The organism is Bradyrhizobium symbiodeficiens (assembly GCF_002266465.3).
Classification (GTDB): domain Bacteria; phylum Pseudomonadota; class Alphaproteobacteria; order Rhizobiales; family Xanthobacteraceae; genus Bradyrhizobium; species Bradyrhizobium symbiodeficiens.
In genome coordinates, this window is sequence record NZ_CP029427.2 from 3,262,287 (window position 1) to 3,281,192 (window position 18,906).

At 63.6% G+C, this 18,906-nt stretch carries 21 protein-coding genes; 16 read left to right on the forward strand and 5 right to left on the reverse strand.

Translation table 11 applies throughout. The features are described 5' to 3' along the window. Positions 1-881 precede the first annotated feature (881 nt). From CIT39_RS14905 to CIT39_RS14935, 7 genes are all read left to right on the forward strand, one after another. On the forward strand, positions 882-2,546 hold the full coding sequence (locus CIT39_RS14905; RefSeq protein WP_094974573.1) for an acetolactate synthase large subunit: 1,665 nt from the start codon (positions 882-884) through the stop codon (positions 2,544-2,546). Between the two features lie 205 nt (positions 2,547-2,751). Next, positions 2,752-3,099 (forward strand): Lin0512 family protein, encoded by a 348-nt coding sequence (locus tag CIT39_RS14910; RefSeq protein WP_094974572.1) that lies wholly within the window; start codon positions 2,752-2,754, stop codon positions 3,097-3,099. Continuing rightward, positions 3,065-3,796, forward strand: a complete 732-nt coding sequence (locus CIT39_RS14915) for a GNAT family N-acetyltransferase (protein ID WP_094974571.1) — start codon at positions 3,065-3,067, stop codon at positions 3,794-3,796. Before CIT39_RS14910 ends, CIT39_RS14915 begins: the two co-directional genes overlap by 35 nt. A gap of 61 nt (positions 3,797-3,857) precedes the next feature. Then, on the forward strand, positions 3,858-5,042 hold the full coding sequence (locus CIT39_RS14920) for a serine hydrolase domain-containing protein (RefSeq protein ID WP_094974570.1): 1,185 nt from the start codon (positions 3,858-3,860) through the stop codon (positions 5,040-5,042). A gap of 21 nt (positions 5,043-5,063) precedes the next feature. Beyond that, entirely contained in the window at positions 5,064-5,729 is a 666-nt protein-coding gene (locus CIT39_RS14925) for a DUF429 domain-containing protein (RefSeq protein WP_094974569.1), read from the forward strand. A 111-nt stretch (positions 5,730-5,840) separates the two neighbouring features. Further along, entirely contained in the window at positions 5,841-5,984 is a 144-nt protein-coding gene (locus CIT39_RS14930) for a hypothetical protein (protein WP_162848643.1), read from the forward strand. Positions 5,985-6,076: 92 nt separating this feature from the next. After that, positions 6,077-6,781 carry a glutathione S-transferase family protein gene (locus CIT39_RS14935; protein ID WP_094974568.1) on the forward strand — a complete coding sequence of 235 codons (705 nt, stop codon included), beginning with the start codon at positions 6,077-6,079 and terminating at the stop codon, positions 6,779-6,781. A gap of 6 nt (positions 6,782-6,787) precedes the next feature. On the opposite strand, the gene CIT39_RS14940 is transcribed toward CIT39_RS14935, so the two are convergent. The 3 genes from CIT39_RS14940 to CIT39_RS14950 all read right to left on the reverse strand — a co-directional run bounded on the left by CIT39_RS14940 (position 6,788) and on the right by CIT39_RS14950 (position 8,796). Next, positions 6,788-7,570, reverse strand: coding sequence for a sulfite exporter TauE/SafE family protein (locus CIT39_RS14940; protein ID WP_094974567.1), 783 nt, complete (start codon positions 7,568-7,570; stop codon positions 6,788-6,790). Positions 7,571-7,573: 3 nt separating this feature from the next. Continuing rightward, positions 7,574-8,206, reverse strand: a complete 633-nt coding sequence (locus CIT39_RS14945) for a TetR/AcrR family transcriptional regulator (RefSeq protein ID WP_094974566.1) — start codon at positions 8,204-8,206, stop codon at positions 7,574-7,576. 218 nt (positions 8,207-8,424) lie between these two features. Beyond that, positions 8,425-8,796, reverse strand: a complete 372-nt coding sequence (locus CIT39_RS14950) for a tRNA-binding protein (protein WP_094974750.1) — start codon at positions 8,794-8,796, stop codon at positions 8,425-8,427. A 103-nt stretch (positions 8,797-8,899) separates the two neighbouring features. Here CIT39_RS14950 and CIT39_RS14955 point away from each other — a divergent pair, with 103 nt between their 5' ends. Beyond that, a complete protein-coding gene (locus CIT39_RS14955) occupies positions 8,900-9,259 on the forward strand; it encodes an ArsC family reductase (RefSeq protein WP_094974565.1) in 360 nt (119 codons plus the stop codon). 2 nt (positions 9,260-9,261) lie between these two features. Here CIT39_RS14955 and CIT39_RS14960 read toward each other — a convergent pair whose 3' ends face one another. Then, on the reverse strand, positions 9,262-9,942 hold the full coding sequence (locus CIT39_RS14960) for a PAS domain-containing protein (protein ID WP_162308508.1): 681 nt from the start codon (positions 9,940-9,942) through the stop codon (positions 9,262-9,264). A gap of 320 nt (positions 9,943-10,262) precedes the next feature. On the opposite strand from CIT39_RS14960, the gene CIT39_RS14965 reads away from it, so the two are divergent. From CIT39_RS14965 to CIT39_RS14995, 7 genes are all read left to right on the forward strand, one after another. After that, positions 10,263-11,018 carry an ABC transporter ATP-binding protein gene (locus CIT39_RS14965; protein ID WP_094974563.1) on the forward strand — a complete coding sequence of 252 codons (756 nt, stop codon included), beginning with the start codon at positions 10,263-10,265 and terminating at the stop codon, positions 11,016-11,018. After that, on the forward strand, positions 11,011-11,757 hold the full coding sequence (locus CIT39_RS14970) for an ABC transporter ATP-binding protein (RefSeq protein ID WP_094974562.1): 747 nt from the start codon (positions 11,011-11,013) through the stop codon (positions 11,755-11,757). Before CIT39_RS14965 ends, CIT39_RS14970 begins: the two co-directional genes overlap by 8 nt. Positions 11,758-11,792: 35 nt before the next feature. After that, positions 11,793-13,016 carry an ABC transporter substrate-binding protein gene (locus CIT39_RS14975; protein WP_094974561.1) on the forward strand — a complete coding sequence of 408 codons (1,224 nt, stop codon included), beginning with the start codon at positions 11,793-11,795 and terminating at the stop codon, positions 13,014-13,016. Positions 13,017-13,089: 73 nt separating this feature from the next. After that, positions 13,090-13,953, forward strand: coding sequence for a branched-chain amino acid ABC transporter permease (locus CIT39_RS14980; protein ID WP_094974560.1), 864 nt, complete (start codon positions 13,090-13,092; stop codon positions 13,951-13,953). Position 13,954: 1 nt separating this feature from the next. Then, a complete protein-coding gene (locus CIT39_RS14985; protein ID WP_094974559.1) occupies positions 13,955-14,923 on the forward strand; it encodes a branched-chain amino acid ABC transporter permease in 969 nt (322 codons plus the stop codon). 155 nt (positions 14,924-15,078) lie between these two features. After that, entirely contained in the window at positions 15,079-15,723 is a 645-nt protein-coding gene (locus tag CIT39_RS14990) for a DUF47 domain-containing protein (protein WP_028136881.1), read from the forward strand. Between the two features lie 12 nt (positions 15,724-15,735). Next, positions 15,736-16,743 carry an inorganic phosphate transporter gene (locus tag CIT39_RS14995; protein ID WP_094974558.1) on the forward strand — a complete coding sequence of 336 codons (1,008 nt, stop codon included), beginning with the start codon at positions 15,736-15,738 and terminating at the stop codon, positions 16,741-16,743. Here the strand turns inward: CIT39_RS14995 and sugE are convergent. Continuing rightward, complete coding sequence (gene sugE / locus CIT39_RS15000; RefSeq protein ID WP_094974557.1) at positions 16,736-17,050, reverse strand: quaternary ammonium compound efflux SMR transporter SugE; 315 nt, start codon at positions 17,048-17,050, stop codon at positions 16,736-16,738. The two genes, CIT39_RS14995 and sugE, sit on opposite strands and share 8 nt — an antisense overlap. A 175-nt stretch (positions 17,051-17,225) precedes the next feature. Between sugE and CIT39_RS15005 the strand changes: the two genes are divergently transcribed. Then, the gene (locus CIT39_RS15005) at positions 17,226-18,848 is read left to right on the forward strand and encodes a peptide chain release factor 3 (RefSeq protein WP_094974556.1); all 1,623 of its coding nucleotides are present in this window, start codon (positions 17,226-17,228) and stop codon (positions 18,846-18,848) included. Positions 18,849-18,906: the final 58 nt, after the last annotated feature.

The window sequence follows — 18,906 nt, forward strand, 5'->3', positions numbered from 1 at the left end:
CGAGCAAAGCACACAATCAACGGGTCAATCCGCGGGAACAAAAAATTTCCACTTTACCGAAATTCGGCTTTGGCGTATTCATGCGCCACCTCACCCCCGGTCAGAGGGGCGTATCGCGATCGTCACGAAACGTGGGTGAGCTGCGGTGGACGCAGGCAGCATCGGCGCGAGGGGCATCGCAGGGCGGGCAACCGTGAGCGACAGCCGGCGCGCGCACGACCGGTGCGATTGCGTACGGCAAAACCGTGTGGTCCTGGCGCCCGCAGGCTGGCGTCAAGCGTTGCGGTGATGTGTGACGCCCAACCGGGCGCGCGCATCGTCAGCCGCAAGGCGACGGGGGCAATAGTGCATCGCTCCCCGGGGAGAGCTCGGCATAAGCCGTCAAACCACTGCGCAGGGAAGGCCGGATGTTTTGGCTTCACCTGTATGCCGCTGTGCAGCCTCTTGTAGCGCAACCTTCGCACAGTGGACCGTGGGTGCCAGCCGGCACCCGGCCTTCCCTGCGCCCTCTGACATGAGGGTGTCGAGATGAAGCAAAACTCGGGCGAGACACGCCGCGAGGACGCGATTGCGTGTCTGCGGTTTTGAAATCGAAAATTGTCATAGCGCCAATCTGTCACCGTCACCCTGAGGTGCGCGATCAGCGGCGCAACTGCGCGGCTGATCAAGCCTCGAAGGGCCACGGCCCGGCTGCATCTCGGCCGTTCATCCTTCGAGGCTCGCACGGGTAGCGCGCTTGCGCTGCCGAGCTCGCGCCTCAGGATGACGGAACGAGCATTGCGCATCACAGACCACGCCGCATTGTGAGTTGTGCCCGCACGACAGACCGCTACCATACGCGTACTCCCATGGAACTCGGGAGAGTGCAAAGCGGAGGCGACATGAGCGGGCAGGAACGCAAGGCGAAGGGATCGGACCTGTTTGTCGCGGCGCTGGAGAATGAAGGTGTCGATCGCATCTTCGGCGTCCCCGGCGAGGAGAATCTCGATCTCGTGGAATCGCTGCGCACCTCCAAGATCGAGCTGGTCCTGACCCGTCACGAGCAGGCTGCTGCCTTCATGGCGGCCACGCATGGCCGGCTGACCGGCAAGCCCGGCGTTTGCCTGTCCACGCTCGGCCCCGGCGCGCTCAACCTGTCCACCGGCGCAGCCTATGCGCATCTCGGCGCGATGCCGATGATCCTGATTACCGGGCAGAAGCCGATCATGAGCAGCCGGCAGGCGCGCTTCCAGATCGTGGACGTGGTCGCGACCATGAAGCCGCTGACGAAGCTGTCGCGGCAGGTCATCAGTGCCTCCAGCATTCCGACCGTGGTGCGCGACGCCTTTCGCGTGGCGATGGAGGAGCGGCCCGGACCGGTGCATCTCGAATTGCCCGAGGACATCGCTGGGGACGAGGTGCCTGATGTCCCCGTGATCCCGGTCCATCCGATCGAGATCCCGGTCGCCCATCGCACCGCGCTCGACCGCGCCGCAGAGATGATCCTGGCTGCGAAACACCCGCTGGTGATGATGGGGGCTGCGACCAGCCGGCCGCGTTCGACGCACGGCATCGCGAGCTTCGTGCGGCGGACCGGCATTCCGTTCTTCACCACGCAGATGGGCAAGGGCACCGTGCCCGGCGGCACAAATCTCTACATGGGCACCGCCGCACTGTCCGAGCGCGACTATGTCCACGACGCCATCGATGCCGCCGACCTGATCGTCGCGATCGGTCACGACCCGATCGAGAAGCCGCCCTTCATCATGGGGCCATCGGGGCCGAAGGTCATTCACGTCAGCTACACGTCGGCCAGTGTCGAGCAGGTCTATTTTCCGGACGCCGAGGTTGTCGGCGATGTCGGCCCGAGCCTCGAACTGCTCGCCGACCGGCTCGAAGGCAAGCTGCCGCAGGCTGCGGCGCTGCTGCCGCTGCGCGAGGAAATCCTGGGGCACATCGCCGACCGCGCCACCGAGGCGCGCTGGCCGCCGACGCCGCAGCGCATCGTGCACGACATCCGCCAGGTGATCCCCGAGAACGGCATCGTCGCGCTCGACAACGGCATGTACAAGATCTGGTTCGCGCGCAACTACCGCACCCGCGTCGCCAACACGCTGCTGCTCGACAATGCGCTGGCGACCATGGGCGCCGGCCTGCCGTCGGCGATGATGGCCGCGATGCTCTATCCCGACCGCCGCGTGCTCGCGGTCGCCGGCGACGGCGGCTTCATGATGAACAGCCAGGAGATGGAGACCGCCATCCGTCTCAAGCTCAACCTCGTCGTGCTGGTGCTGGAGGACAACGCCTACGGCATGATCCGCTGGAAGCAGGCCGTCGATCATTTCGCCGATTACGGCATGACCTTCGGTAATCCCGACTTCGTTCTGTATGCGAAGGCATACGGGGCGAAGGGGCATCGGATCGAGAACATCGACAGTTTTGGTCCGACGCTCGATGCCGCCTTCAAGCAGGGCGGCGTGCATCTGGTCGTGATCCCGATCGACTATTCGGAGAACGTGCGGGTGCTGGTCGACGAACTGCGGGCGCATGAGAAGGCGAAGGCTTGAAAATTGCAGCCTCGTGCCCCGACGCTGCGCAGCGCCACTTCGGCGGTGCGCTGCAGAGCCGGGGCCCACGCTCGTGCCTTTCCAGGTCCCGGCTCTGCGCAGCAACGCCGAGAGCGTTGCAGCGCGTCCGGGACACGAGAGGAACACTTGTGTCGCAATCCCCGATCGCCGACATTCGCAATCACCAAGCCAAAAGGAATATCAAATGACCCGCATTCGCTGCGTTACCGAGATGGGCATGGGCGTCGACGTCCACGGCAGGGACGCCACCAAGGCGGCCAAGCGCGCGGTGTCGGATGCCATCCGGCATTCGAGCCTCGGCTTCTTCCGGATGATCGGCAAGACTGCGAACGACATGTTCGTCGACGTCACGATCGCGGTGCCCAATCCGGAAGCCGTCGACAAGGAGGCGGTGGCCAAGGAGCTGCCTTACGGCACCGTCACCGTCACCGCGGTCAAGGGCGGATTGGAAATTCCCTCGGCCACGGAAGTGGCCAACGATCCCATCCTGATCGCGAATGCTGCCGTCATCGTCAGCTTCGACAAGGATTAGTCCGGTGTCTGGAAGCGATGAGGCGCTGCTGGATCATCCGATCTGGAGCGCGCTGACGACAAGCCACAAGCATCTGGCCGAGGGCGGTCCGCTAGCCCGGCGCTATCCCGTCGACATGACGCCGTTCGCCGACATGGTCGACATGTCCGCGGCAAGTTTTGCAGCGCTCGGCGATCTCATGTCGGGCTCGCAGGTCGCCGCACTGTTCACGCCGGAGCCGGTCGAAATTCCCTCCGGATTCAAGGTCGTGCTGGCCGAGACCGGCGAGCAGATGATCGGCTCGCCCGCCGACAGTCCGTTGCGCGACGCCGAGATCGTCAGGTTGGGAGCTGCCGACGTGCCCGCGATGATGGCGCTGACGGAGCTGACGAAGCCGGGTCCATTCGCGCTGCGCACCCACGAGCTCGGCACGTTCCTTGGCATTCGCGCAGGCGGCGAATTGGTCGCGATGACGGGCGAGCGGATGAAGCCGGGACAGTTCGTCGAGATGACGGCGGTGTGCGTGCATCCCGACTATCGCGGGCGCGGCTATGCGCAAGCGCTGCTCGCGGCGGTGGCGCGACGGATCGAGGCGCGCGGCGAAATACCGTTCCTGCACGTGTTTTCGAACAACAATTCGGCGATTGCGCTGTACCAGCGGCAGGGCATGCGGATTCGGCGTCGGCTGTACGTGACGGCGTTGATGAGGGAAGGATAGGCGCCCTTCATTTCCAGTAAAAATTCGCTATATCCGTCCCAACCAGACTTCGGGGGAACACATGGACGCCAGAACGACCGATTTTTCCGCCGTGCGGACGGCGATGCAACGTTACGTCGATCAGGAGATCATTCCGGGTGCATCCTGGGCCGTGCTGCGCGGGCGCGAATTGGTCGACCAGCAATGCGTCGGCTTTGCCGATCGCGAGGCGAACACTGCTCTGCGGCCCGACCATATCTTCCGCGCCTTCTCCAACACCAAGATATTCGTCACCTGTGCGATCATGCTGCTGGTCGAGGAGACCCGCATCGGGCTCGATGATTCGGTCGAGACATTCCTGCCGCAGCTCGCTGGTCGCAAGGTGCTGAAGCCGGGCGCTTCCAGCCTTGCCGATGTCGAGCTGGCGAAGAGCCCGATCACGATCCGGCAACTCCTGACCCACACCGCGGGCCTCAGCTACGGCATCTTCGATCCCGGCTCGGTGCTGTTCAAAGGCTATAACGAAGCGCGCGTGCTCAATCCGCTGACGCCGCTCTCCGACATGATCGACAAGCTGGCCGATCTGCCGCTGTCCTATCATCCCGGCACGGCCTGGGAATATTCGGTGGCTACCGACGTGCTCGGCCGTGTCGTGGAGGTCGTCTCCGGCCAGCCGCTCGATGCCTTCCTCAAGGCGCGCATCTTCGATGTCCTGGGCATGACCGACACCGGCTTCCACGTTCCCGAGGCGCAGCAGGGCAGGCTGGTTGCGCTCTACACCGGCGCCGACGTGCTCGATCCCATGAAGCCGGGCCTCACGCGGGCCGACAATCTGCCGTTTCCGCAAGCCTATCGACAGCCGTTCCCGCGGCTCTCGGGCGGCGGCGGTCTGGTCTCGACCTTGCCCGACATGCTCGCGCTGGTCCGCGCGCTGCTGCCGGGTTCGGATGCGCTGCTGAAGCCGGAGACGCTCCGGCAGATGATGACGAACCAGCTCCCGGCGGGGCAGACCATCCGCTTCGCCAATCTCGGCCCGATTCCCGGCAAGGGTTTTGGCCTCGGCGGCGCCGTCACCTTCGCGCCGACGCCGTTTGATCCGCCGAACTCCACCGGTGAATTCCAGTGGGGCGGCCTTGCCGGCACCCATTGGTGGATCTGCCCGCAGGCCAATACCGCGGGCGTCCTGATGGCCCAGCGTTACATGGGCTTCTGGAATCCGTTCTTTTTCGAGTTCAAGCGTCTGGCCTATCAGGCCGTCGGGGGCTGACCGCGTGGGGTGAGGCGGGACGTGTCAGCCTATCTCGGCCTCGACGGATTTCGCTTCGGCTGGGTCGCTGTCTGGATCGATGGGCGCGGCGATCACGGCTTCGACTATTCACCGGGCCTGGCGCGCCTGCTCGCGATGCCGCATGCGCGTGCGATGATCGACATGCCGATCGGATTGAATCCGGCCGGCTATCGCGCCTGCGACCGGCGTGCGCGCGAGCTGGTTGGCCCCGCCGTGTTTCTCGGTGCACGCCGGGATCTCTGGACGTTCACCTACATGGCTGAGGCCAACCGTTACTACTGGATGCATGAAGGCAAGGGCAGGGGTGTGTCGGCGCAGCTGTGGAATATCAGGGACAAGATCAAGGAGGTCGATGATGTCATGACGCCGGCGCGGCAAGCGACGATCGGCGAAGCCCATCCGGAATTGATTTTCTGGAATCTCGCAGGACGAGTACGGCTCGCGAACAAGACATCGGTGCAAGGCCGCGAGCAGCGCGTCGCGTTGCTGAGAGATCGGGGTTTCACCAAGGTCGAGAGATGGCTGATGCTTCGCCACGGCACCGGCATCGGTCGCGACGATCTCATCGACGCCTGTGCCTGCGCGCTGGCGGCGCGCGACAGCACACAGCGTGTCGGCGGCGAGGAGATCGATCCGCGCGGGTTGCGGATGGAGATCAATTATTGAGAGCGAGCCGCCGGTCGTTCGGGAAAAAGCGGCAATTTATTTGAAGCATGCAGGAACTGGCGCCTGTCGATCCGCGTTCCCGTCCGAGCAGATGCCGGAGAAGCTCTTGCGATGAATGATGCCAGTCAGTTCGCCACCGCGATGCTCGCGCTCGTTTTCACCGGAGCACTGCTCGTCACCGGCCAACTCTTCATCGAGCAACGCGCGCAGCGCGACGCCGCCTACGCCACCAGCCACGTGTTGCGGCCGTTGTGATCTCAGGCGTTGAACTGACAACTGCTCGGCCTTGCGCCGTCGGTCGGCCGGCCTAGATTAGGCGGCGTCTCACGAACGCAGCCGGAGTGCCGATGTCAGATCTCGCCGCCTTCCCCGTCACCAAGCGCTGGCCGGCCAAACATCCCGAGCTGCTACAGCTCTATTCGCTGCCGACGCCGAACGGCGTCAAGGTCTCGATCATGCTGGAAGAGATCGGGCTTCCCTACGAGGTCCATCTCGTCGATTTCGGCAAGGACGATCAGAAGACGGCTGAATTCGTCTCGCTCAATCCGAACGGCAAGATCCCGGCGATCCTCGATCCCAACGGGCCCGGCGGAAGGCCGCTGCCGCTGTTCGAGTCCGGGGCGATCCTGCAATACCTCGCGGAAAAGACCGGCAAGCTTCTGCCCGAGGATGCTGCGCGCCGCTACCAGACCATCCAGTGGGTGCACTTTCAGATGGGCGGCATCGGGCCGATGTTCGGCCAGGTCGGCTTCTTCCACAAATTCGCCGGCAAGGATTTCGAGGACAAGCGTCCGCGCGACCGCTACGTCGCCGAAGCCAGGCGCCTGCTCGGTGTGATGGAAGCGCATCTTTCGGGACGGCAATGGTTCATGGATGACGACTACACCATCGCCGACGTCTCCATGCTGGGCTGGGTGCGCAACCTCATCGGCTTCTACGGGGCGGCCGATCTGGTCGAATTCGCTCAATTCAAATCGGTCGGAGCCTGGCTCGAACGCGGGTTGGCGCGCCCGGCGGTGCAGCGCGGGCTGAACATTCCGAAGCGGCCGTGAAACTAGCTAGCTCAACGCCTTGTAGGTCATGTACAGCGCCATCAGCGAGACCAGGACGATCATGGTCCGGCGCAGCACCGATTTGCCGACGCCATTGGCCATGCGTGCGCCGAGATCAGTGCCGATCCACAGGCCGGCGACGATACCGATGATGGCCGGCCAGCCGGCAACGAGTCCCTTGCTCCAGTAGATCCACGCCGCCGGAATGTTGGTCGGGATGACCGAAAAGACGAGGCTGACGAGTTGCGCCTGGTGCTGCGGCACGCGCAGGCCGGCGGCGAGGCAGACGGTGATCGCGAGGCCGCCGCCGATGCCCATGAAGCCGGAGGAAAAGCCGGCAAGCATGCCGATGAGAAGCAGGGGCAGCCAGGGCAATTTGTCGGGATTGCCAGCCCCGCTGCTGCCGTCCTTGCGGTCACGCCGCAGGACCAGCGCAGCGATCAGTGCGACGAGGTAGACGACATAGGTCCATTGCAGGACCGCGTCGGAAACGGCGGTTGCGGCATAGCCGCCGCTGACACCACCGAGCAGAAATCCGACGCCGATCCAGATGACCCATTGCAGCGGGCTGCGATTGCCGTTCTGCCAGTAGCGGCGCACGCCGGCGAGGCCGGTCGGCGGCACCTGCGCGATCAGCGACGTACCTTGGGCCACATGCTGCTCCGCGCCGAGCAGCAGCACACAGAAGATCACCAGGCCTCCACCCGGGCTCGTCCCCATGAAGCCGGACGTCAGTCCTCCGACGAGACCGACGCCGATACCCGCGAGCAGTTCGTGAATCCAGGACATCGCTCACACCCGGGTTCGTCGCTTGATGTCGGGTTTCGTGGTGCGGAAGCCGTCGATCACGCCGGCGACAGCCGCTATGCAGGCCTCGACGTCAAAATCCTCGCCCCAGCACTTTTGCAGCACGAAGCCCTGGAAGATCGCAACCAGCACCCGCGCGATCGCGTCCGCGCCGAGTTCGCGCCTGATGAGGCCATTGTGCTGGCCGCGCTCGACCAGCGCGACGATGAGCGCGCGCGGCATGTCGATGCCTTCGACGACGCTGGCGCGGACGCGGCGGTTGCGCAGCGCTTCGGCCCAGCCATGGATGCCGACGCGACGCCGCGCTTCGCCGGCGGGATCGGTGAGCCATTGCGCGTAGACGCGGACCAGGGCTTGAAGTCCCTCGATCGGATCACCCGATCCTTGCGCGACCGAGTTGAGCACGGCTTCGCGGCGATGCCGGTCGTCGGCGAGCGCCTCGATCAGGTCGTCCTTGCTCTGGAAGTAGAGATAGACTGCGCCGTGGCTCAGTCCGGACCGCTTGACGATGTCGGCGATGCCGGTCTGGTGAAAACCGTCCTCGGCGAAGCATGCGAGGGCAGCTTCGAGAATCTGCTGCCGCCGGCCTTCACGCTGCTTGTCGCTGATCTTCGGCATCCGCGTGTCCGTAAATAACTGACTGTTCAATCGTTTTTTATGTCGAGCTCTAAGCAGAGCCGTATAGCCGTCGATAAAATAAAAACGATCGGTCAGTCATTTTTAATTGCAAACATGAGTTTGGTCAAGGCCCAATGGCCTGGGTCTGGGAACCGGGAGGATTTGACGGTTGGCAGGCGGCCGACGGAGGCTGCGGCGTAGCCCTTGATCGTGCGCGGCTAGAACAGCCGTCCGCCGTTCGGCACTGGCTTGCTCGGCTGCACGAGCACGACCTTGCCGTCGGCATCGGGGAAGCCGAGCGTCAGCACCTCCGAGATGACAGGTCCGATCTGGCGCGGCGGGAAGTTGACCACGGCGGCGACCTGCTGTCCCACCAGCGTATCGAGCGGATGGTTCTCGGTGATCTGGGCCGAACTCTTGCGCACCCCAATCACCGGGCCGAAGTCGATCCACAGCCGAAAGGCCGGCTTGCGTGCCTCCGGAAACGGCTTTGCATCGACGATGGTGCCGACGCGGATATCGACCGCGAGGAAGCTGCTGAAGTCGATGGTCGGCGTGGCGGCGGCTGCGGGATCGTGGGTGACGTGCATGGGATGTCCGTTCGGCGAGTTGGCGTCGTTCGCAATATTGTCGCGCGAGGCGGAGTTTCGTACAACGCTGCGAACATCACGTACGCCATGCGCGAGGAACATCTTGCCCACCACCATCTACGGCATCAAGAACTGCGATACCATGAAGAAGGCGCGCGCCTGGCTCGACACCCATGGCATCGCGTATGAATTCCACGACTACAAGGCGGCAGGCGTGGACAAGGACAAGCTCAAGCAGTGGAGCGACAAGGTCGGCTGGGAGACGCTGCTCAACCGCGCCGGCACGACGTTCAAGAAGCTGCCCGATTCCGACAAGGAAGGCGTCACCGAGAAGAAGGCGCTGGCGCTGATGCTAGCGCAACCATCGATGATCAAGCGGCCGGTGCTGGAGATCGGCGGCAAGCTGCTGGTCGGCTTCAAGCCGGACATCTATGCCAAGGAAGTCGGCGCCAAGACGCGTTGAGACTAGTTCAGCTCGACGATCTCGGTGGTGATTCCGGGAGCCGCCTGGTCCGCGAATTCGACGATATCGGCCGTCGCGATGCGGCCAGGCGCGCGATGGAACAGATCGCGATCGATCACGGCACGCAGTTTCGGGCGCGGCAGCGCGTCATTTCCGCGCATCAGATTCTTGATCTCGAAGCCACCGTCCTCGCAGAAGGTCTTGACCGAGGCGATGACGTGGCAGACTTGGCCGCCGGTCTGGAAAGGCAGCAGCAGCCGTTCATACGCGACGATGCGCCCGTAGATGTCGTCGACGTCGGCAACGCTGTAGACGGGCAGTCCGCGTGCCACGCATTCCTGATAAACCGGCATCACGAAGGGAACGAGTCGCGGCCCGAGATAATCGTCGAGCAGAACGCCCTTGCCGGTATGTCCATAAGCGCGGGAGATGCGCGTGCCTTCGCTCTGGATGGTCAGGCGCGGCGCCGGCGTCGAAGCGTCAACCGTGTAATAGATGAGGTCGGACAGCTCTTCCTCGAGCCGCGCGGGCTGATATTCCCAGACCGCCGGCGCGATCTGCTGGCGCGCATAAAGTCGCAGCCACGTGTTCAGGAGATCACGCTGCCTGATCGACTTGACGACGGAGGGAGCGGCGCTTGCGAAATTCAAAATAATATTCCCGGCAGTTCGAAACCCGCGCATGATCCTCCCCGCGGGAAAATTTTCTATGAAGGCTGGCGCGCGGGCCGAAAGACCGTTAACGACGGCTTGACGACCGGTGTCTTGCGAGCCGGCGAGCCGGGCAGGCGATATCGAAACGGGTCCGACTAAGGGAGCATAAGTCTCCCGGGCGGAGACCTGATCTGCTCAGCTTTCCGCCTTGCCTAACCCCCGTCACCTCCGGCATATTCCGCGCCCGGAGGCGACGTTTCGGGACAGGCTGCAAGGATAAGCTCCAAGGCCCCCGGAAAGCCGAAGCAACTAGGGATAGCCACGCTTTTCGCGGGCAGGGGGAAATCTGTTTGGCCGATGAGTTTATTCTCGAAACGGAAGGCTTGAGCAAGGAATTCGCGGGCTTCTTCGCCGTCCGCGACGTTGCGCTCAAGGTTCGCCGTGGCAGCATTCATGCGTTGATCGGCCCGAACGGGGCCGGCAAGACGACGTGCTTCAATCTTCTGACCAAGTTCCTGAAACCGTCTGCCGGAAAAATCCTCTACAAGGGGCAGGACATCACCGCGATGGCCCCGGCCGACGTGGCACGCCTGGGGCTTGTTCGTTCGTTCCAGATTTCGGCGGTGTTTCCGCATCTCACCGCGCTGGAAAACGTCCGCGTCGCGCTTCAGCGCCAGCACGGCTCCTCGTTCGATTTCTGGCGCTCCAAGTCCGTGCTCAACCAATTCAATGATCGCGCGCGCGATCTGTTGAACGACGTCGGCCTCAGCGAGTTTGCCAACACGCCCGCGGTCGAGATGCCTTATGGGCGCAAGCGTGCACTGGAGATCGCAACCACGCTTGCGCTCGACCCTGAGATGATGCTGCTGGACGAGCCGATGGCCGGCATGGGCCATGAAGACATCGACAAGATCGCGGCGCTGATCAAGCGCATCTCGGCGAAATACACCATCCTGATGGTCGAGCATAATCTAAGCGTCGTGGCCAACCTCTCCGACATCATCACCGTGCTGACGCGCGGGCAGGTGCTGGCGCAGGGCCATTACAGCGAGCTCACCAAGGACGAGCGCGTCAAGGAAGCCTATCTGGGAGCCGGTCATGCCTGATACTGCGATTGCCGAGGCTCCGGCCAAGGCTGCGACCGGCGGAAACATCCTCCAGGTCCGCAACCTCGAAGCCTGGTACGGCGAGTCCCACATCCTGCACGGGATCAATTTCGACGTGAACGCGGGCGAGGTCGTCACCCTGCTCGGGCGTAACGGCGCCGGCAAGACGACGACGCTGAAGTCGATCATGGGCATCATCGGCAAGCGTACCGGCTCGGTGAAGTTCAACAACCAGGAGATCATCCGCGCGACCTCCGACAAGATCGCGCGCATGGGCATCGCATTCTGCCCGGAAGAGCGGGGCATATTCGCCAGTCTCGACGTGCGGGAGAATTTGATGCTGCCGCCGGTGGTCCGCGAAGGCGGGCTGCCGCTCGATCAGATCTTCGATCTGTTCCCGAACCTGAAGGAGCGGCTCAACAGCCAGGGCACCAAGCTGTCCGGCGGCGAGCAGCAGATGCTCGCGATCGCGCGCATCCTGCGCACCGGCGCGAGCTTCCTGATGCTGGACGAGCCGACCGAGGGCCTGGCGCCCGTCATCATCCAGCAGATCGGCCACACCATCGCGCGGCTCAAGAAGGAGGGTTTCACGATCCTCCTGGTCGAGCAGAATTTCCGCTTCGCATCCACCGTCGCCGACCGCTACTACGTCGTCGAGCACGGCAAGATCATTGACGGATTTTCAAATGCGGATCTTGCCGCCAACATGGACAAGCTCCACACCTATCTTGGTGTCTGATATTGCCAACGAGAAAATTCAAAAAGGATAGTTGCATGAAGACGACCTCGATTGCATCATTGCTGCTGACCACCGCGCTCACCTTCGCCGTGACAAACGTCGCGTCCGCGCAGGACAAGACCGTCAAGATCGGCGCGCTGTCCGATCAGTCCGGCCTCTACGCCGACCTCGGCGGTCCCGGCTCGACGCTTGCCGCACAGATGGCCGTTGAGGATTCCGGCCTGGCTGCGAAGGGCTGGAAGATCGACATCATCTCCGGCGATCACCAGAACAAGCCCGACATCGGCACCGCGATCGCGCGGCAGTGGTTCGACGTCGACAAGGTCGACATCATCGTCGACGTGCCGAATTCCGGCGTGGCACTTGCCGTCAACAACGTCGTCAAGGAAAAGAACGGCGTCTACATCAATTCGGGCGCGGCGACCTCCGACCTCACCAACGCGCAGTGCTCGCCCAACACCGTGCACTGGACCTACGACACCTACATGCTGGCCCACACCACCGGCCAGGCGCTGGTGAAGGCGGGCGGCGACAGTTGGTTCTTCCTGACCGCCGACTACGCCTTCGGTGCCGCGCTCGAGCGCGATACCAGCGCGGTCGTGACCGCCAACGGCGGCAAGGTGGTCGGCGGCGTCAAGCATCCGCTGAACACGCCGGACTTCTCGTCGTTCCTGCTCCAGGCGCAGTCATCCAAGGCAAAGATCATCGGTCTTGCCAATGCCGGCGGCGACACCACCAACACGATCAAGCAGGCAGCCGAATTCGGCATCGGCAAGGGCGGCCAGAAGCTCGCGGCGCTGCTGCTCTTCCTGACTGACGTCAAGGCGATCGGTCTGGAGACGGCGCAAGGCCTCAACTTCACCGAGACGTTCTACTGGGACATGAACGACCAGACCCGGGCGTTCTCGAAGCGTTTCGGCGAGAAGATGAAGAACGGCGCGATGCCGACCATGGTGCAGGCCGGCGTCTATGCGGGCGTGCGTCACTATCTCAAGGCGCTCGATGCGCTCGGCGGCAATCCCCATGACGGCGTCAAGGTCGTCGAGAAGATGAAGTCGATGCCGACGGAGGACGAGCTGTTCGGCAAGGGCGAGATCCAGCCCAACGGCCGCACCATCCACAACGCCTATCTGTTTGAGGTGAAGAAGCCCTCCGAATCCAAGGGGCCGTGGGACTTCTACAAGCTGGTCGGCACGGTGCCGGGCGACCAGGCTTTCACGCCGCTGTCCGAGAGCAAGTGCGCGCTCTTGAAGAAGTAAGATAATAACCCGCGGGGCCTTAAGGCCCGCGGGCGACTTTCAGGGAACGCCGAAGGGACCGGGTGCGGGATCGATGCAGGCTCTATACGCTCAGCTACTTGTGGGACTGATCAACGGCTCGTTCTACGCGCTGCTCAGTCTCGGGCTTGCCGTGATTTTCGGCATGCTCAACATCATCAATTTCGCCCATGGCGCGCTCTACATGATGGGCGCCTTCGTTGCCTATTTCCTGTTGAGCCTCGGCGGCATCAACTACTGGTGGGCGCTGCTGATCGCACCGGTGATCGTCGGCATCTTCGGCATGATCCTGGAGCGGACCATGCTGCAATGGCTGACCGGGCTCGACCATCTCTACGGCCTGCTCCTGACCTTCGGCATCGCGCTGATCGTGCAGGGCGTGTTCCAGAACTATTTCGGCTCCTCCGGCCTGCCTTACGCCATTCCGGATCAGCTCAAGGGCGGCATGAATCTCGGCTTCATGTTCCTGCCGATCTACCGCGGCTGGGTGGTCGTCTTCTCGCTGGTGGTGTGCATCGCGACCTGGTTCCTGATCGAGAAAACGCGGCTCGGCGCCTACTTGCGCGCCGCCACCGAAAATCCGACGCTGGTGCGCGCTTTCGGCGTCAACGTGCCGCGCATGATCACGCTCACTTACGGCCTCGGCGTCGGCCTTGCCGCGCTCGCGGGCGTGCTCTCGGCGCCGATCAACCAGGTGCGGCCGCTGATGGGCGCCGATCTCATCATCGTGGTGTTCGCGGTGGTCGTGATCGGCGGCATGGGATCGATCATGGGCTCCATCATCACCGGCTTCGCGCTCGGGGTGATCGAGGGCCTGACCAAATATTTCTACCCCGAGGCCTCCAACACCGTCGTGTTCGTGCTGATGGTGCTGGTGCTCTTGGTGAAGCCAACGGGATTGACGGGAAGGGCGGCCTGATATGACAACCCTGACGGACAACACGCTGCCGGTGACCCCTCGCGCGATGCGCGACGAGATGATCGTGTTCGTGGTGATGGCGCTGTTGCTGGCGTCGGTGCCATTCACGGGCGTCTACCCGTTCTTCGTGATGCAGGCGCTGTGCTTTGCGCTGCTCGCCTGCGCCTTCAATCTGCTGATCGGCTATGGCGGCCTGTTGTCATTCGGACACGCCATGTTTCTGGGGACCGCGGGCTATTGCTGCGCGCATGCGCTGAAAGTGTGGGCGTTGCCGCCCGAACTCGGCATCCTCGTCGGCATCGCCGCGGCTTTCGTGCTCTCGCTGATCACCGGCTACATCTCGATCCGCCGTCAGGGCATCTATTTCTCGATGATCACGCTGGCGCTGTCGCAGCTGCTGTACTTCATCTACCTGCAGGCTCCGTTCACCCACGGTGAGGACGGCATCCAGGGCATCCCGCAGGGACACATGTTCGGCGTCTTCGATCTGTCCAAGCCGACGGTGCTCTACTACGTCGTGCTGGTCGGGTTTCTCGCCGGCTTCCTGCTGATCTTCCGCATCATCAATTCGCCGTTCGGTGAGGTGCTGAAGGCGATCCGCGAGAACGAGCCGCGCGCGATTTCGCTCGGCTACCGCACCGACCAGTACAAGTTCCTGGCCTTCGTGCTGTCGGGAACGCTGGCCGGTTTTGCCGGTGCGCTGAAGGTGTTCGTGGCGCAGAACGCCTCGCTCACCGACGTCCACTGGTCGATGTCGGGCGAGGTCGTGCTGATGACGCTGGTCGGCGGCCTCGGGACCATCTTCGGCCCCGTGGTCGGTGCCTTCGCGATCATCGCCATGCAGCAATATCTCGCCGGCTTCGGCCAGTGGGTGACGGTGATCCAGGGCTCGATCTTCGTGGTCTGCGTGCTCACCTTCCGCCGCGGCGTCATCGGCGAAATCGCGCATTACTTCCGGCGGTCGCTCTAACTATCTGACTCAAAAGCAGTTTACCGGCCGTTTGAAAGCGGTGGATGACCCGGCTCCGCGGGCGTGAGATGACACGCGCGCGGAGCGAAAATGGTCTATGACAGTTTTGTGACGGCCACTAAGGCCGGGCCATTTCCAACCGGTAGCCTACCCCCATGATGCGATGGTTTCGTGCTTTCCTGCCCAAGGAAGAACGGTTCTTCGACCTGTTCGACCGGCATGCCCAAACGGTGATCCAGGGCTCCATCGCGCTCCAGGGCATGCTGAACGGGGGCGAGGAGACGCCGGTCTATTGCCAGCGCGTCAACCAGTTCGAGAACGACGCCGATAACATCACTCGAGAGGTGCTGACGGCGGTGCGCCGCACCTTCATCACCCCGTTCGACCGCGGCGACATCAAGAACCTGATCACGTCGTTGGACGACGCCATCGACCAGATGCAGCAGACGGCCAAGGCGGTGATGCTGTTCGAGGTCCGCACCTTCGAGCCGCCGATGCGCGAGATCGGCGGGCTTCTGATCGAATGCGCCAATCTGGTCGGCCGCGCGCTGCCGCTGATGCAATCGATCGGCCCGAACGTCGCCATGCTGACCGCGATCACGGAGGAGCTCGGCAAGCTCGAGGGCCGCGTCGACGATCTCCACGACATCGGCCTGAAGGAGCTGTTTCTCAAGCATCGCGACGGCAATGCGATGGACTTCATCGTCGGCGTCGAGATCTACGACCACCTCGAAAAGGTGGCCGATCGCTTCGACGACGTCGCGAACGAGATCAACAGCATCGTCATCGAGCAAGTATAGGGCAGGGCCGCTGTGGATGCCGCGTTGGGTCTTCCCGTCCTGGTCGGACTGATCGCCGTCGCGCTGCTGTTCGACTTCCTGAACGGCCTGCACGACGCCGCCAATTCGATCGCGACCATCGTCTCGACCCGCGTGCTGCGGCCGCAATTCGCGGTATTCTGGGCCGCGTTCTTCAATTTCGTCGCCTTCATGGTGTTCGGGCTGCACGTCGCCCAGACCATCGGCACCGGCATCATCGATCCCGCGATCGTCGATGCCCAGGTGATCTTCGCAGCCCTGGTCGGCGCCATCGTCTGGAACCTCGTGACCTGGGCGCTCGGCATCCCGTCGTCCTCATCTCACGCCTTGATCGGCGGCTTGTTTGGTGCCGGCGTGGCCAAAGCCGGTCTTTCGGCGGCGGTCTGGAGCGGATTGTCCAAGACGGTGATCGCAATCGTGCTGTCTCCGCTCGTCGGCTTCCTGCTCGCGATGGTGCTGGTTGCGATCGTCTCCTGGGCTTCGGTGCGCTCCACGCCCTTCGCGGTCGATCGCGCCTTCCGCATCCTGCAATTCGCCTCTGCCTCGCTCTATTCGCTCGGTCACGGCGGCAACGACGCGCAGAAGACCATGGGTATCATCGCCGTGCTGCTTTACTCGCAGGGCCATCTGGGTGGCGAATTCTTCGTTCCCTTCTGGGTGGTGCTGTCGTGCCAAGCCGCGATGGCAATGGGTACGCTGATGGGCGGCTGGCGCATCGTCCGCACCATGGGCCTGCGCATCACGAAATTGACGCCGATGCAGGGTTTTTGCGCCGAGACCGGCGGTGCCGCGACCCTGTTCATGGCGACCTATCTTGGGGTTCCCGTCTCAACCACCCACACCATCACCGGTGCCATCGTCGGCGTGGGGGCCGCCCGGCGCCTCTCGGCGGTGCGCTGGAATGTCGCCAGCTCGATCGTCTATGCCTGGGTCATCACGATGCCCGCCTCGGCCATCGTGGCGGCGCTGACCTGGTGGGCGGTCAAGCTCTTCGTCAAGTAACCAGCTTCAGCCCCACGATCCCGCCGACGATGAGGCCGATGCTGGCAAGGCGAAGGGCCGTGGCCGGCTCGCCGAACAGGACGATGCCCAGCGTCGCGGTGCCGACCGCGCCGATGCCGGTCCACACCGCATAGGCGGTTCCAACGGGTAGGGATTTGAGTGCAAATCCGAGCAGGATGACGCTGCCGGCCATGGCCGCGAGCGTGACGACGGACGGAACTAGCCTGGTAAAGCCCTCGGTGTATTTCAGGCCGATCGCCCAGGTGATCTCGAGAAGGCCCGCGACGAACAGGATGCTCCAGGCCATGACGACCCTCCATTCAAGGCAGGGTCGTCCCCGCGGCTGACATGCTGATGGGCGGGGAGGCCGTCCTCCCCCCAAGGCCAAGTATGGCCAAGGCCGATATGGGGCTGGCTGGAAGGCTCCGCAATCACCAAATGAGGCTTGATCAGGCCCGTTTTCCCTGCCACACGCTGCCGCCATGTCCGACATCGCCACCACCACAGCCGAATCGCCGGCCCGTTCCCCGCTTGCCGCGGAAGTGGCGCGGCGGCGCACGTTTGCGATCATCTCCCATCCCGACGCCGGCAAGACCACGCTGACCGAAAAGCTGCTGCTGTTCGGCGGCGCCATCAACCTCGCCGGCCAGGTCAAGGCCAAGGGCGAGCGGCGCAACACGCGGTCGGACTGGATGAAGATCGAGCGCGAGCGCGGCATCTCGGTCGTGACCTCGGTGATGACCTTCGAGTTCGAAGGCCTCGTGTTCAACCTGCTGGACACGCCGGGCCACGAGGACTTCTCGGAAGACACCTATCGTACGCTCACGGCGGTCGATTCCGCGGTTATGGTGATCGACGCCGCCAAGGGCATCGAGGCGCGCACCCGAAAGCTGTTCGAGGTGTGTCGTCTTCGGGATATTCCGATCATCACCTTCATCAACAAGATGGACCGCGAGAGCCGCGACGTGTTCGAACTGCTCGACGAGATCGAGAAGACGCTGGCGCTCGACACCACACCGATGACATGGCCGGTCGGCCGCGGCCGCGACTTCCTCGGCACCTACGACGTCGTCAATGGCGGCGTGCGCCTGCTCGAAGGCGGCGGCGCCAAGACCGGCGCGGCGCAGCAGATCGAGATCGCCGAACTCGCCAAGCTCAACGCCAATCTCGACGTCTCCGCGGTCAAGGACGAGCTCGAGCTCGTCACCGAAGCGTCAAAACCGTTCGAGCTCGATGCGTTCCGCGAGGGCCATCTGACGCCGGTCTATTTCGGCAGCGCGTTGCGCAATTTCGGCGTCGGCGACCTCTTGGAAGGCCTCGGCAAGTTCGCGCCGGAGCCGCGCGCGCAGGACAGCGACCAGCGCAGGGTCGAGGCCACCGATCCGCGCATGAGCGCCTTCGTGTTCAAGATCCAGGCCAACATGGATCCGAACCACCGCGACCGCATCGCGTTCGCGCGCCTCTGCTCGGGCAAGCTCAGCCGCGGCATGAAGGCCAAGCTGGTGCGCACCGGCAAGAGCATGCCGCTGTCTAGCCCGCAATTCTTCTTCGCACAGGACCGTTCGGTCGCGGACGAAGCTTTCGCCGGCGACGTGGTCGGCATTCCCAATCACGGCACGCTGCGCATCGGCGACACGCTGACCGAGGGTGAGGATTTCAACTTCGTGGGCGTGCCCAGCTTCGCGCCGGAAATCGTCCGCCGCGTCCGCCTCACCGACGCAATGAAGGCCAAGAAGCTGAAGGAAGCGCTGCAGCAGATGTCGGAGGAGGGTGTGGTGCAGGTGTTCCGTCCGCGCGACGGCGCGCCGGCGCTGGTCGGTGTCGTCGGCGCACTCCAACTCGACGTGCTCAAGGCGCGGCTGGAGGCGGAGTATTCGTTGCCGGTCGAGTTCGAGGTCAGCGAATTCCAGCTGGCGCGCTGGGTTTCCTCGGAGGACCGCAAGAAGCTCGACACCTTCATCGCCGCCAACACCTCCAGCATCGCCGACGACGTCGACGGCGATCCCGTCTATCTCGCGCGGAACGAGTTCTATCTCGGCTACACCAAGGAGCGCGCCGAGGGCATCGAGTTCACCAACGTCAAGGACGTCAAGAAGAAGGGGTAGAGCGCCCCAGCCAATTGCGCGCGAGCATGTGAACGCGCGCTGGCTTGACGCGTTCAAG